At 63.8% G+C, this 13,098-nt stretch carries 14 protein-coding genes; 7 read left to right on the top strand and 7 right to left on the bottom strand.

Features of this window, described 5'->3' with window-relative positions; genetic code table 11:
- Positions 1-217 precede the first annotated feature (217 nt).
- On the top strand, positions 218-403 hold the full coding sequence (locus JWQ61_RS13145; protein WP_014005830.1) for a hypothetical protein: 186 nt from the start codon (positions 218-220) through the stop codon (positions 401-403).
- Positions 404-539: 136 nt separating this feature from the next.
- Positions 540-1,151, top strand: coding sequence for a glutathione S-transferase (locus JWQ61_RS13140; RefSeq protein WP_304360915.1), 612 nt, complete (start codon positions 540-542; stop codon positions 1,149-1,151).
- A gap of 39 nt (positions 1,152-1,190) precedes the next feature.
- Here JWQ61_RS13140 and JWQ61_RS13135 read toward each other — a convergent pair whose 3' ends face one another.
- From JWQ61_RS13135 to JWQ61_RS13125, 3 genes are all read right to left on the bottom strand, one after another.
- Positions 1,191-1,334, bottom strand: coding sequence for a hypothetical protein (locus JWQ61_RS13135; protein WP_167351375.1), 144 nt, complete (start codon positions 1,332-1,334; stop codon positions 1,191-1,193).
- A 22-nt stretch (positions 1,335-1,356) separates the two neighbouring features.
- Entirely contained in the window at positions 1,357-1,716 is a 360-nt protein-coding gene (locus JWQ61_RS13130; RefSeq protein WP_304360914.1) for a hypothetical protein, read from the bottom strand.
- Between the two features lie 163 nt (positions 1,717-1,879).
- Positions 1,880-3,271, bottom strand: coding sequence for an MFS transporter (locus JWQ61_RS13125; RefSeq protein WP_304360913.1), 1,392 nt, complete (start codon positions 3,269-3,271; stop codon positions 1,880-1,882).
- 132 nt (positions 3,272-3,403) lie between these two features.
- Here JWQ61_RS13125 and JWQ61_RS13120 point away from each other — a divergent pair, with 132 nt between their 5' ends.
- Positions 3,404-4,270 (top strand): LysR family transcriptional regulator, encoded by an 867-nt coding sequence (locus tag JWQ61_RS13120; protein WP_304360912.1) that lies wholly within the window; start codon positions 3,404-3,406, stop codon positions 4,268-4,270.
- A 22-nt stretch (positions 4,271-4,292) separates the two neighbouring features.
- On the opposite strand, the gene JWQ61_RS13115 is transcribed toward JWQ61_RS13120, so the two are convergent.
- Genes JWQ61_RS13115 through JWQ61_RS13105 form a run of 3 tightly spaced genes read right to left on the bottom strand, consistent with a single transcriptional unit; the run spans position 4,293 to position 8,649 of the window.
- Complete coding sequence (locus JWQ61_RS13115; protein WP_369684898.1) at positions 4,293-5,345, bottom strand: lipocalin-like domain-containing protein; 1,053 nt, start codon at positions 5,343-5,345, stop codon at positions 4,293-4,295.
- A gap of 29 nt (positions 5,346-5,374) precedes the next feature.
- A complete protein-coding gene (locus JWQ61_RS13110) occupies positions 5,375-7,954 on the bottom strand; it encodes an FtsX-like permease family protein (RefSeq protein ID WP_304360910.1) in 2,580 nt (859 codons plus the stop codon).
- Entirely contained in the window at positions 7,951-8,649 is a 699-nt protein-coding gene (locus JWQ61_RS13105; protein WP_304360909.1) for an ABC transporter ATP-binding protein, read from the bottom strand. Before JWQ61_RS13105 ends, JWQ61_RS13110 begins: the two co-directional genes overlap by 4 nt.
- Positions 8,650-8,819: 170 nt before the next feature.
- Between JWQ61_RS13105 and JWQ61_RS13100 the strand changes: the two genes are divergently transcribed.
- The 4 genes from JWQ61_RS13100 (at position 8,820) to JWQ61_RS13085 (ending at position 12,297) form a co-directional block, all read left to right on the top strand.
- Positions 8,820-9,032: a DUF3820 family protein gene (locus tag JWQ61_RS13100; RefSeq protein WP_041741646.1), complete on the top strand. Its 213-nt coding sequence runs from the start codon at positions 8,820-8,822 to the stop codon at positions 9,030-9,032.
- 49 nt (positions 9,033-9,081) lie between these two features.
- Positions 9,082-10,440 (top strand): TAXI family TRAP transporter solute-binding subunit, encoded by a 1,359-nt coding sequence (locus tag JWQ61_RS13095; RefSeq protein ID WP_304360908.1) that lies wholly within the window; start codon positions 9,082-9,084, stop codon positions 10,438-10,440.
- Between the two features lie 165 nt (positions 10,441-10,605).
- Positions 10,606-11,070: a DUF2844 domain-containing protein gene (locus tag JWQ61_RS13090; RefSeq protein ID WP_304360907.1), complete on the top strand. Its 465-nt coding sequence runs from the start codon at positions 10,606-10,608 to the stop codon at positions 11,068-11,070.
- A 12-nt stretch (positions 11,071-11,082) separates the two neighbouring features.
- A complete protein-coding gene (locus JWQ61_RS13085; RefSeq protein ID WP_304360906.1) occupies positions 11,083-12,297 on the top strand; it encodes a DUF3443 domain-containing protein in 1,215 nt (404 codons plus the stop codon).
- 64 nt (positions 12,298-12,361) lie between these two features.
- Here JWQ61_RS13085 and JWQ61_RS13080 read toward each other — a convergent pair whose 3' ends face one another.
- Positions 12,362-13,093 (bottom strand): peptidoglycan DD-metalloendopeptidase family protein, encoded by a 732-nt coding sequence (locus JWQ61_RS13080; protein WP_369684899.1) that lies wholly within the window; start codon positions 13,091-13,093, stop codon positions 12,362-12,364.
- Positions 13,094-13,098 lie beyond the last annotated feature (5 nt).

The following is a 13,098-nucleotide window of genomic DNA, read 5'->3' as shown; positions in this document are numbered from 1 at the left end:
TAACTGCCACTATTGACAGTTCAAGAAGAATCACCAAAAGCGTACTATCAAGGGGATGGAGCGGGCTTTATGCCCGGTGCGCCGCTATCGCGGCGGAGCCGGGTATTCGCTATTTTTCCTGCACGATCGGCAATGTCCTTTCCGTCGCAACGGAAAGTCGATGGTTTTGCCCGGCAGGATGTTCTTTGTCTTTCGACATTAGGCTAAGGAGATTGCAATGGTTAGGCTGAATGAAGCTACCGTCATTTTTAAAGGACTGGCTTACGAATTCGACAGCACCGCGGAGGCGGCGGAATTCAAGAAACGCCTGGAAGCCGGCGGCGATCCGAAACGTTATGCAGATGCATTCAAATGTATTGACATCTATTCAAGCCCGGCCAAGCGCGAGGTGGAAGAGGCCTGATGTAAACGTCCTTTGCCGCCGCCGGTAAGCGGCGATTGCATCGGCTTAATGTGTGCTAGGATTTCCCTCCGATAAATTCAACGCGCCGGCTGCCGAGCAGACGATCTGCAGCGCTGGACCATCCACAGGAGAACCTATGCAGCTCATCGGCATGCTCGACTCGCCCTTCGTCCGCCGCGTCTCGATTTCCCTGCAATTGCTTGGCATCCCATTCGAGCACCAGTCCGTCTCGGTGTTCAGCACATTCGAACAATTCCGCCAGATCAATCCGGTCGTCAAGGCGCCGTCGCTGGTGTGCGACGACGGCCAGGTGCTGATGGATTCGAGCCTGATCCTGGATTATGCAGAAGCGCTGGCCGCGCCGCGCAGCCTGATGCCGGCCGCCATCGGCGAGCGCCAGCATGCGTTGCGGGTGATCGGGCTGGCATTGGCAGCCTGCGAAAAAACCATACAGATTGTCTACGAGCGCAATTTACGGCCGCTGGAAAAACAGCACGAGCCGTGGGTCGCCCGTGTCCAGGGCCAGCTGTTTGCGGCTTACCAGGCGCTGGAGCTTGAATTGCGCAACAAGCCGCTGGGAGTCGGCAGCAAGACGATCAGCCAAGCCGGGGTGAGCACGGCGGTTGCCTGGCAGTGCACGCAGATGATGCTGCCTGAAATCGTCATCGCGGCCGATTATCCGGCGCTGCAGTCATATTCCGCACAGGCCGAACGCCTGGCTGAATTCATTGCCGCGCCGCCGATATAAAACTCAGGGAACCGCAACGAGTCCCGAGCCCGGCGTCTTCTATTGCTGATGTTTAGCGTTGTGAGCGGCCCCCGTGTCGTCGCACCAGGACGGGCGGGCGTCGGGATCGTCACATTTCAGGTTCGGATAGGCACAGCCGGCCAGCAGCGAAATCAAGACAAGTATTCCTAGTGCTGTTTTCATGAGAACCGCCTGTGGCCTGGATTTAATTCATCATGCGGCACTGCCGCTGTTCACATTTGTAAAGCTGCTGCTGGCCGTCCTGGCAACTGACCTGGTAGGTCTCGACGGCGCCGGTCTTGGCGATCAGCGTTGCGCCGGGCTGGACCGGAAGGCAAGCTGTCTTGCGCGCCATGCGCTCCACGGTGTCGGATAATTCGCCGCCTTTCCGGCCGGAAGACTGTTGCGGCACATCGATCACCTGTTCCGACGGACTCAGCGATTCCGACAGCGACACCGGCGCCGGCGCACTGCTGCGCTGCGGCGGGTAGCTGCGTACGTTAGGTTGCAATGCGCTGCAGCCGGCAAGGAGGATAGCGGCGAGAAATAGAAGTGGGTTTTTCATGCGTCTCCCAATAAAAATGCATCAAATTGGTGCTGGAACCACCTGTGTCAAATGTATCATCTTTTGGGTATGCATAGCTTGGTTTTAAGTGTAGCCCGGGATGGCGGAAAAAGGAAACCGCAAGCCAGTGCTTGCGGTGGCGGGCTGTCGAACTGCGCGCTAGTCAGTCTTTGCCAGGACTCTTGATGAAACGCCAGACCAGCAGCGCCGCGCCGCCGTAGGCCATGGCGATCGCGCCGAAAGCCAGCGGGATGCGCAAATCCCAGGCCGGCGCAGCGTGCAGGATACTGCCGATGATGGCTACCCCGACCAGCGCGCCGATCTGGCGGTTGGCGTTCAAGGCCGCGGCGGCGCTGTTCGCGTGGATTCGTCCGGCGACCTGCATGACTGTGGTGGTCATGGCCGGCACCGCAATGCCGACTCCCCAGTTGGCGATGGCGACCGCCGCCGCGAACAGCAGATAGGAGGTATGCGGCCGCATGGCAGTCAGCAGCGCGGCCAGCAAAGCCGCCAGCAGCAAGCCGCCCAGCATCGGAAGGCGCGCGCCCCAGCGCGCCGTGATGCGTCCCGACAGCAGGTTCCCGACTGAAAATACCGCCATCACCGGCAGCAGCTGCAGGCCGGTGTGCAAGGCATCGGCGCCGCGCGCCTGCTGCAAGAACAGGCTGAGCAGGAACAACTGGCCGAAGGCGCCGAAGTTGATCAGGAAGCCGATCGCATTGGCGGCGGCAAAGCGCGGCGTGGCGAACAATGCGCGCGGCAGCAGCGGTTCCGCGCCGCGCCGTTCGCGCCGCACCAGCAGCGCCAGCGCAATCACCACCAGCGCCGCGGTCGCCAGGATAGGCGCGGAAGTCCAGCCGTACACCGGCCCCTCGATCAGGGTAAAGCACAGGCTGGCCAGTCCCGCGATGCCAAGCGCATGGCTGGCGGCGGGCAGCGCCCGCCAATGCCTGGGCGCCGCCGGAATCACGGTCTGCGCCAGCACCAGGCCCAGCAAGCCGACCGGGACGTTGATCAGGAATACGCTGCGCCAGCCGAAACTGTGGACCAGCACGCCGCCGACCAGCGGCCCCATGGCTGCCGCCACCGCCACGATCGCCGACCAGGTGCCCAGCATGCGCGCACGAACCCGGTCGTCTTCGTAAGCATGGGTCAGCAGGCTGAGCGAACTGGGCATGAACAGGGCCGAGCCGACGCCTTGCAGCATGCGCGCGGCGATCAGGGTATTGCCGTCGGGCGCGGCGCCGCACAGCAGCGAGCCGAGCATGAACACCACCAGCCCGCTCAGGTAGATGGTCTTGGCGCCGTAACGGTCGGCCAGCGCGCCGCCCACCAGCAGCAAGGCGGCAAAGGTCAGCGTGTAGCCGTCCACCACCCACACCAGGCCGCTTAGCGGCACCGACAGGTTATGGGAGATATCGGACAACGCGACGTTGACGGCGGTGACGTCCAGCATCGCCATCACGAAGCCGATGGCCAGCGTCAGCAGCGGCAGCAAACCGCTGGGCGCCATGCGGGCGGCGTTGGCGACGGGGGTGGGACATTGGGCTGACATGGTCGGTTTCTCCTGTGGCGCCGCTGCATCTGCGGGCAAGGCTCTATGGTAGTCCGCTCTGGTGATGTAATAAATCAGTATAATTTCATCTGTCTGATGCAAAAATGCATCGCCATGGCCTATGGAGGATTTATGGATTGGGATAGCGCCCGGATTTTCCTCGGCATATACCGCGCCGGCACGCTGCGCGGCGCCGCCGCACTGCTGCAGGTGGACCAGGCCACCGCCGGCCGCCGCCTGAACGGCATGGAGCAGGCGCTGGGTGCGCGTTTGTTCTTGCGCACTCCCACCGGCTATGTACCGACGCCTGCGGGCGAACTGGCGTTTGCCGCGGCGGAGCGGATGGAGCATGCGGCCGACCAGCTGCAGCGGCAGATGCAGGGCATTGACGATCGTTTGTGCGGCGTGGTGCGGCTGGCCGCGACCGACACCATGGGCAAGCATTTCCTGATGGTAGCGATGCAACGGCTGCATGCGGTGCATCCGGATATCCGGGTGGTGCTGAGCACTTCCACCCAGGTCTCGAACCTGACCCGGCGCGAAGCGGACCTGGCGGTGCGCACCATACGTCCCAGCAGCCCGGACCTGATTTCGCGCCACCTGACGCGCCGTGAAGTCGGCCTATATGCCGCAAAAAGCTACCTCGAACTGCGCGGCGAGCCGCAACCCGATACGGCGCTGGCCGGCCATGACCTGGTGATCTACCAGCGCAGCATTTCACCCTCCCAGGGCGTGGCCTTGTGCGGCGAAGCCGTCGGCAACGCCAGGGTGGCGATGGAAGTCAACTCCGGGCTGATGATGATCGAAGCGGTGCGCGCCGGACTCGGCATCGGCGAGTTGCCGACCCACATGGCCGACAGCGATCCGCTGCTGGCGCGGATCTGGCCGCAGCGCGCCGAAGCCTACGATATCTGGCTGGTGCTGCACGGCGACCTGAACCGCACGGCGCGGGTGCGCGCGGTGGCGGATGCGATTGTCGAAGTGTGCGCCGAAATGTGACGGCGCCGGAAAAACCAGGCTCCTAGAATTTCAATGCATTGAGATAGCCGGTTAGCTCCAGGTAGCCGCGCCCGGCGCGCCGGCCATTGCGATTGACGGTCACCGCGCCTTCCCAGTACACCGATCCGGTCGACAGCCGCGAATCGAGTTCCTGGTCGTCCTGCAATGGCGCCAGCGACCATTCGACAGCGCCGGTATGCAGCAGCTGCTGCACCGGATAACTGGCGTCGGTGCGCGGTGAGCGCCAGCTGCGCTGCGGCTGGAAGCTGACCTGTTCGGGCGCGAACTGGGTGACCTTGCCGGCGGCGTCGCGCAAGGCGGCGTGCGCCCACAGCTTGCTGCCGTTGCGGCTGCGGATCTGGAACGCCATCAAGGCCGAACCGTCGTCCAGGTTGGCGCCCAGCCAGTCCCAGCCGACGGCGTCGGCGTCCAGCACGCTGGTCGACCATTCATGATCGAGCCAGGCGCTGCCGCTGACGTCTTGCGCGCGGCCGGCGCGAACCAGCTTGCCGCTGACCTGCAGCTGCGGTTCGCTATAGTAATAACTGGCTTGCGCCGCTTGCGGTCCCTTGCGCGAATAGCCGTGCTGGCCTTGCAGCATGGGCGGCTGGCTGGGCTTGAGCTGCAACTGCAAGGCGAATCCGTCGGCGGCGATGCTGGCCTGGTAGCTGCCGTCGGCGCTGCGCAGCAAACGCCAGTCGTCCAGCGCGACATCGGTATTGCCTTCCTTGGCGTAGGCCAGGCCGAAGCCGGCGCGCGCGCTTTTTTGCGCGTGCAGGAGTTTGCCCAGGCTGGGATCGGACAGCGCCGCATGGGCGATGATCAGCTGGCCGGGCGCAAAGGCGCTCGGATTGGCGCGGTCATGTTCGGTGGCGGAACGGAAGAAGGTGACCTGGAAACCGATAGGTTTGCCGTCGGGCGTCGCCAGCCAGCCCGTGGCGTACCACCATTCGGTGCGGAAATCGGGATGGGCGCCGCTGTCTTGCGGCAGCGTCACCATACGCTCCGGCGTCACTTGCGCGAAGCGCGGCGGCGCGGCGAATTGCGGCGGCGCCGCCAGCAACAAGGTGCTCAATAGCCAAAACCGGTAGCAGCGAAAAAACATCACCAATCCTCCCGTACCGAATGCAGCACATCGACAGACACCGCGCGCAATCCCGCCAGCAAGGCCGTGGCGCCGGCCGACAGTAGCAGCAACAGCGCCACCGCCGCCAGTTCCCGCCATGGCATGTGCAGTTCCATGGTCCAGTGAAACGATTGCGGATTGACGATGAACACCAGGATCAGGCTGATGGCCCAGCCCAGCAGGAAACCGACCAGCATGCCGAGCGCGGTCAGCAGGCCGCCTTCCAGCGCTAGCATGGAAAGGATCTGGCGGCGCGTGACGCCGACATGGCGCAGCATGCCGAACTCGCGTGCGCGCGCCAGGGTCTGGGCGGAAAAAGTGGCCGCCACGCCAAACAGGCCGATCACGATGGCGACGATTTCCAGCAGGTAGGTGACGGCAAAGCTGCGGTCGAAAATCTTCAGCGTCTGCGCCCGGATTTCCCCTGGCTGGGAAATTTCCAGCGCTGCGCCGAACGGCAGTTTGCGCAAAGCCGTCATCACCGTGCCGGGATCGGCATCGCGCTGCAACCTGAGCGCGGCGTCGGTGACTTCAGTATCGCCGCTCAAGCGCTGGTAGTCTGCCAGCCGCAGCTGGATGGCGCCGGATTGCCGCGCATAATCGCGCCAGATGCCGGCCACCGTGAAGCGATAGGGATGGCACGCCAGCGGCAGCGTGACCTGCTGTCCGAGATGGTAGCCATACAGGTCGACCATGGCTTCCGAGACCCAGATCGGCAAGCTGCCGGCGGCAACCGCGCTGGCCGGCAGCAGCGGGCCGACCAGCGGCAGCGTACGGGCAGGATCGGCGGCGTCGATGCCGCGTGCAATCAGGATCACCGGCGGCCGCGCCGGGTCCAGCGTGAGCGTCGAGGTGCGCAGGAAATCGGCGCGTGCGACGCCGGGAACCGCCGCCAGCAAACGCTGCTCGGCCGGCTGCATGGCGCCGGTTTCGCCGCTGGTGGCGGAGCGCGCATACAGGTCCGCCGACAGCAGCTGCTGCATCCAGTCGTCCACAGATATGCGGAAACTGGCGACCATGATCGCCATCGCCACGATCAGGCTGAAGCTGGACAGCACGCCGCCCAGCGCAATCGAAGCTTGCCCCGGCACGTTGGCCAGGCGCGCCAGCACCAGGGTCGCGATAACGCCGCGGCGGCCTTCCAGGCTGAACCTGAGGCTGAATCTTTGTAGCGCGGAGAACACCAGCGCCGCCATCCGCGGCATCAGCGTGATGCCGCCGATCAGCAGCAGCGCCACCGCGATATAACCGAAGATGGGCAAGCCGAACAGCGGCGGCAGCTGCGTCAGCAGCGCGCCCAGCAGCAGGCAGGCCAGCGCCGGCCAGGGTGTCGCCAGCCGCGCCAGTGGAGTTTCTTCGCTGCCGGACTTGAGCGCGGCTGCCGGTTGCGCGCGCGATGCTTCCAGCGCCGGCGCCAGGCTGCCGAGCAGGGCGATGCCGCTGCCGAGCGCGAAAAAAAACAGCGCCGCGGGCAGGTCGAACTGCACGCTGGCCTGCACGCCGCGAAAATAACCGCCGCCCAGGTCGCCGCCAAAAAAATGCAAGGCGGCCGCCGCCAATGCATATCCCAGCGCCAGCCCAAGCAATGCCCCCAGGCACCCCAGCAGAGCCCCTTCCAGCAATACCTGGCGCAGCAACTGGCTGCGCCGCCATCCGAGTACGCGCAGCAGGGCGAACTGCGAACGGCGCCGGATCACCGACAGCGCCTGGGTCGAGAACACCAGGAACGCACCGGTAAACAACGCCACCAGCGCCAGCACATTCAGGTTGATGCGATAGGCGCGCGACATGTTGTCGTTGCTGCTTTCCTGGTCCTGGCTGGCCGAGACCTGCAGGCGCTGCGCCCACTCAGCCTGCAGCGCACGCCTGAACGCTTCGCGGTTGACGCCCGGCTGCAGCTTGAGGTCGATGCGCGACAGCTTGCCGATACGGTCGAAGCGCCATTGGGCGGCGCCGATATCCATCACCGCAATCCGCTGCCCGGCGCGGGCCCGCATCAGACCGCCCGCTACCCGCAGCTCGACGATGGCGGTGCCGTTGCGCAGCGCCAGCGTCTGCCCGGGCTGGACCTGCAGCCATTGCTGGGCCGCGGGCGACAGGAAGATGGCGTCGTCGGCCAGGGTGTCGAACGGACGGGCAGGATCGGCTACGCCGGTCAGGTCGGGTGTGATGTGGACGGCGCGGAAGGTGTCGACGCCCAGCACTTTCAGCGCGCTGGCCTGGCCCGGCACGGTGACGTTGAGTTCCAGCACCGGGCTGGCGACCGCCACGCCCTCGCGTTTTGCCAGCTGCGGATAGATGGCGTCGTCGAACAGGCTTTGCATGCCGCGCAGCTGCAGGTCGGACTGGCCCGACAGGCTCCTGGTGGCGGCCGAGAATTCGTTGAACGCGGCGCCGTTGATCAGGTCCACCGCATAACCGAGGCCGACGCCGAGCGCGATGGCGGCGATCGCCACCAGCGCCCGCACCGGATGCGCGCGCCATTCTCCCAGCAGCAGCCAGCGCGCCAACGCCGGGGCCTGCTGCAGCGGATTGCCTGTGCCTGCCATCGATGTCATTGCGGCCGCAGGCCGTCTGCGCCCATGACCAGGACGCGGTCGGCGCTGGCGGCCGCGGCGGCGGAATGGGTGACCACGATGGCCGAGGCGCCGTTGGCCTTGATTTCCTGGCGCAGCAAAGCCAGCACTTCATGCGCGGTATCGGGATCCAGGTTGCCGGTCGGTTCGTCGGCCAGGATCAGCTTGGGGCGGTGCACTAGGGCGCGCGCAATCGCCACCCTTTGCATTTCGCCGCCCGACAGCTGGCGCGGGAAATCGTTGCCGCGGCCGGCCAGCCCGACCGCCGCCAGCAGTTCCAGCGCGCGTTCCAGCGGCGCGCCGTTGAGCAGTAGCGGCAGGGCGACATTCTGCTGCAAGGTCAGGTGAGGCAGTACATGGAAGGCCTGGAAAATGAAGCCGAGTTTCTGCCGGCGCAGCAGGGTGGCGGCATCGTCGTCCAGGCTCGACATGCTGACGCCGTCGATCAGTATCGAGCCGCTGTTGGCGCTGTCGAGGCCGGCGATCAGGTTGAGCAAGGTCGATTTGCCGACGCCGGAATCGCCCATGATGGCGACGTATTCGCCGGCCGCCAGCGAGAAGTCGAGGTGCGCCAGCACCACCCGGCCATGCGCATAAGACTTGCGCAGGCCACGGCATTCCAGTGCGGGGACTATGTCGGAGACTAAATTGGATGTCGTTTCAGTTGAAGTGTGCATGCAGGCCGGTCGCTTGAACAAGATGGTCGCCAACAGTGTAGAGGATTTGCGCAATGACCGTGTTTCACAGCCATCGGCTGAATTTATAATAGCCATGGTTCGCGCGAAAACCGCGTGGCGGCATTATTTTTGGCACAATACGCGCCTCTATCGATTCTTTGCGGGCATCCATGAACCCGGAACACCTACAACTGCTGGTCACCCGCCAGATGCCTTACGGGAAATACAAGGGACGCCTGATCGCCGACCTGCCGGGCGATTACCTGGCCTGGTTTGCGCGCGAAGGTTTTCCCACGGGTGAACTGGGCGGGCTGATCGCCTTGATGTATGAGCTGGATCACAACGCGCTGGCGCACCTGCTTGAGCCTTTGCGCCAGCGCTGAAGCAATAAAGTTATCTGGTCATCGTCCTTTCAGCGATAGAATCCGTCTCATGGCTACTCCACTCAATCCTTCCGAACTGAAACAATCCGCCAGGAATATCAAGGCGCGTTTCGTCTCCATCTCCTGGCGCGACCTGGCGATCAGCTTCGGCCCGATCGCCTTGCTGGTGGTGGTCGCCATCTGGCTGGCGATCTGGCTCATCCACCCGGCGCCGCCGAATAACATTACGATGATCACCGGCCCTGAACACAGCAATTTCTGGAACACGGCGCAGAAGTACCAGAAGATTTTGGCGCGCAACGGCATCAAGCTGAAGATCGTGACTTCGGAAGGCTCGCTGGACAACCTGAAGAAGCTGAACGATCCGAATTCCGGCATCGACGTCGGTTTCGTCCAGGGCGGAGTGGCGGGCGACCTGCCGATCGACCAGCTGGTGTCGCTGGGCAGCGTCTCTTATGTGCCGGTATCGGTGTTTTACCGCGGCAAGGAAAGGCTCAATCGCCTGTCCGAACTGGAGGGCAAGCGGGTCGCCATCGGCATGCAGGGCAGCGGTTCACGGGTGCTGGCCTTGACGCTGCTGAAAGCGAACGGCATCGAAGTCGGTGGCAAGACCGAGCTGCTCGACATGGGCGGCGACGAAGCCGCGCAGGCGCTGACCGACAGCAAGATCGACGCCGCTTTCCTGATGGGCGACTCGGCCTCGCCGCCGACCATGGGCAAGCTGTTGCATACACCCGGCATCCGCCTTCTCGATTTCGCCCAGGCCGGCGCTTATGCGCGCCGCTTCAGCTACCTGAACGAATTGAATATCCCGAAGGGAGTGTTCGACCTGGGCCAGAACATTCCCAGCCGCGACATCCGCCTGATTGCGCCGACCGCCGAACTGATCGCCCGCGAAGACCTGCATCCGGCGCTTTCCGACCTGCTGATCGACGCCGCCAAGGAAGTGCACAGCGGCCCCAATGTGCTGCAGCGCGCGGGCGAGTTCCCGGCGCCGCTGGCGCATGAATTCCGCATCAGCGACGACGCCACGCGCTACTATAAATCGGGCAAGGGGTTTTTCTATCGCACCTTGCCGTTCTGGCTGGCCAGCCTGGTGGACCGTACCTTGGTGGTGCTGCTGCCGATCATCCTGCTGCTGATCCCCGCTTTCAAGCTGGTGCCGCTGCTGTATGGCTGGCGCATCAAGTCGCGCATCTATCGCTGGTATGGCATCCTGATCGCGCTCGAACGCGCCGCCGTGGTCGACACCGATACGCCGGAGCAGCAGGCGCAGCTGCTGAAGAAGCTCGACCATATCGAAGATTCGGTCAATCGGATGAAAATGCCGCTGGCGTTTGCCGATCAGTTTTACGTGCTGCGGGAACATATCGGTTTCGTGCGCAGCCGCCTGCTTAACCGAAGTTGAATCGCGCAGCCGAATCGACTCATTGCAGGCGGCCGGCGTACTTGGCGCATTACTAGCACATTACGAATGGCAATAACAGATGTGGACGTTAAAACATCTTTTCAAATTGCCGCGCAGCATCGGTTATGATTTCCCGGATATTTGTCAATCGAGCAGAGGTGAGCCATGAGATTCCCCGTTTCTGTCATATGCGCGTTGCTGTTTGCGCAATCCGCGCCGGCATTTGCGGCACTTGGTGCTGCTGCCGGCCCGGCCGCCGGCGCGCCCCAGGCCCAGGCTGACGCCGCGCGCGCCAAGGCCAGCGCCCGCGTGACCAGCTACAGCGGTTATACGGTCAGTGAAGTGGTGGAGCCTTCGGGCACCACGGTGCGCGAGTATATCGGCGCCGACAACGTGGTGTTTGCCGTCAGCTGGCAGGGGCCGAGCATGCCGAACCTGCAGCAATTGCTGGGCAGTTATGCCGATCAGTATGTGGCGGCCGCCAGCGAGCCGCATCCGGGCCGGCGCGCTGTTGCGATCCAGTCGGACCAACTGGTGCTGCGTTCCGGCGGCCACATGCGTTCCTTTGCAGGCAACGCCTATGTGCCTGCCTTGCTGCCGCAAGGCGTGACCCCTGACAACATTCGCTGACCGGAGACCACCATGCGCTTTCTGACGTATCTGCTTTGCCTGATCAGCACACTGTTCCTGTTCGCCTGCGGCGGCGGTGGCGGCGGTTCCGACAGCGGCCCGACGCCGCCGACGCCGCAGCCGGTCCAGAATGTCCAGGCCCTGGTGATCGACAACGGTCCCGCGGCCGCTTCCGGCTCGGTCAACGCGCCGTATGTCTCGCTGACCATCTGCCAGCCCGGCAGCACCACGCAATGCCAGACCATCGACCATGTCCTGGTCGATACCGGTTCGAGCGGCCTGCGCATCATGTCTTCGGTGCTGGCCTCCAACCTGGCGTTGCCGTCGGTGAGCAGCGCCAATGGCAGTCCGTTAGCCGAATGCGCGCGTTTTGCCGACGGTTATAGCTGGGGTTCGGTGAAGCAGGCTGACTTGCGCATCGCCGGCGAGGTCGCCAGCGGCATTTCGGTGCACATCATCGGCGACAGCGCATTCCCGTCGGTGCCTAGCGGCTGCTCCGGCAGCCTGGTGGCGGAAAATACAGTGGCGGCGTTCCATGCCAACGGCGTGCTCGGCATCAGCACCTTTATCCAGGATTGCGGCTCGGCCTGCGCCAGCCAGGCGCTGGAAGGCTGGTACTACTCCTGCCCGAGCAGCAATAATTGCACGGCAACCACGCTGGCGGTGAACCGGCAAGTGGGCAATCCGGTAGCGGTTTTCCCGCAGGATAACAACGGTACGGTGATCCAGCTGCCGTCAGTCGGCGCCAACGGCGCCTCGGGCGTCACCGGCTCGCTGATTTTCGGCATCGGCACGCAAACCAATAATGCGCTGGGCAGCGCCAGCATCTATACCTTGAACAGTTCCGGCAACCTGAGCGCCTTGTACCAGGGACAGGTGATGCAGGCGTTTTTCGACAGCGGTTCGAACGGGCTGTTTTTCGCCGATACGAACATCCCTAACTGCACCAACAGCAGAGGGTTTTACTGTCCGTCGTCCACGCTTAGCCGGAGTGTGGTGAACACCGGCCTGAACGGCCGCAACAGCACCGTCAACTTCAATATCGTGAATGCCGATGCGCTGTTCCAGGCCAATCCGAACAACACAGCCTTCAACAACATCGGCGGCGGCGCGGCTTTCGCTTCGTTTTTCGACTGGGGACTGCCGTTCTACTTCGGACGTTCGGTCTACACCGCGCTTGAAGGAGTTTCGGCCGGCGGCACCACGGGGCCTTACATAGCCTATTGATCGATTCGATCCGGGAACAAACAAAAGGGGCGCTTGATGCGCCCCTTTTTTTATCTGTCGCTGCCTAGCGGCTTGGCAGATAGCGGGACGGGTCCACCGGTTTTCCCTGGCGGCGGATCTCGAAATACAGCTTGACCGCGCTGCTGTCGGACTTGCCCATCTCGGCGATCTTCTGGCCCTTGCTGACCATTTGTCCTTCCTTGACGACGATGGTCTTGTTATGGGCGTAGACCGACAGCAGGCTGCTGTTGTGCTTGATGATGACCAGGTTGCCGTAGCCGCGGATGCCGCTGCCGGAATACATCACCTTGCCGGCGGCGGCGGCCATTACCGGCTGTCCCAGCTGGCCGAAAATGTCTATTCCCTTTTTACCCTGGCCGAGGCCGCTGCCGGATTGGCCGCTGGCCGGCCAGGCCCAGTCGATCGAATCCTTGTCGTCGCCGGCGGCGGGCGCGGCATCGGCGCTGTCCGTGCTGCGTGGTTTGGCTGTGCTGCCGGAAGCTGCGGCGGCGCCTTGCGGCAAGACACGCAATACCTGGTCCACCTTGATGTCGTTGGGGTCCGACAGCCGGTTCCAGGCGATGATGTCGCTATTGCTGCGCCGGAATTTGCGCGCGATGCTGGACAGGGTGTCGCCTTTTTGCACGGTGTAGTAGCCGGGGCCGCTCGGCTGCGCCGGGCCGGAGCCGGACGGCGTGCCGCAGGCGGCGAGGGTGGCCAGCAGGACCAGCGCAAGGCTGGCGTTCCTGATTCTGTTGCGTTTTTTCGGGCTGGATGCTTCGGTATTCTGGACCAACAATG

The organism is Collimonas fungivorans (assembly GCF_028292705.1).
GTDB classification, from domain to species: Bacteria; Pseudomonadota; Gammaproteobacteria; order Burkholderiales; family Burkholderiaceae_D; genus Collimonas; species Collimonas fungivorans_B.
Note: the sequence above shows the minus strand (reverse complement) of the source record. Positions and strands in the feature narration are given on the sequence as shown.

Bases quoted from the DNA above. Each gene is read 5' to 3' on its own strand.
- JWQ61_RS13145 (WP_014005830.1), top strand. From the start codon at position 218: ATGGTTAGGCTGAATGAAGCTACCGTCATTTTTAAAGGACTGGCTTAC.
- JWQ61_RS13140 (WP_304360915.1), top strand. From the start codon at position 540: ATGCAGCTCATCGGCATGCTCGACTCGCCCTTCGTCCGCCGCGTCTCG.
- JWQ61_RS13135 (WP_167351375.1), bottom strand. From the start codon at position 1,334: ATGAAAACAGCACTAGGAATACTTGTCTTGATTTCGCTGCTGGCCGGC.
- JWQ61_RS13130 (WP_304360914.1), bottom strand. From the start codon at position 1,716: ATGAAAAACCCACTTCTATTTCTCGCCGCTATCCTCCTTGCCGGCTGC.
- JWQ61_RS13125 (WP_304360913.1), bottom strand. From the start codon at position 3,271: ATGTCAGCCCAATGTCCCACCCCCGTCGCCAACGCCGCCCGCATGGCG.
- JWQ61_RS13120 (WP_304360912.1), top strand. From the start codon at position 3,404: ATGGATTGGGATAGCGCCCGGATTTTCCTCGGCATATACCGCGCCGGC.
- JWQ61_RS13110 (WP_304360910.1), bottom strand. From the start codon at position 7,954: ATGACATCGATGGCAGGCACAGGCAATCCGCTGCAGCAGGCCCCGGCG.
- JWQ61_RS13105 (WP_304360909.1), bottom strand. From the start codon at position 8,649: ATGCACACTTCAACTGAAACGACATCCAATTTAGTCTCCGACATAGTC.
- JWQ61_RS13100 (WP_041741646.1), top strand. From the start codon at position 8,820: ATGAACCCGGAACACCTACAACTGCTGGTCACCCGCCAGATGCCTTAC.
- JWQ61_RS13095 (WP_304360908.1), top strand. From the start codon at position 9,082: ATGGCTACTCCACTCAATCCTTCCGAACTGAAACAATCCGCCAGGAAT.
- JWQ61_RS13090 (WP_304360907.1), top strand. From the start codon at position 10,606: ATGAGATTCCCCGTTTCTGTCATATGCGCGTTGCTGTTTGCGCAATCC.
- JWQ61_RS13085 (WP_304360906.1), top strand. From the start codon at position 11,083: ATGCGCTTTCTGACGTATCTGCTTTGCCTGATCAGCACACTGTTCCTG.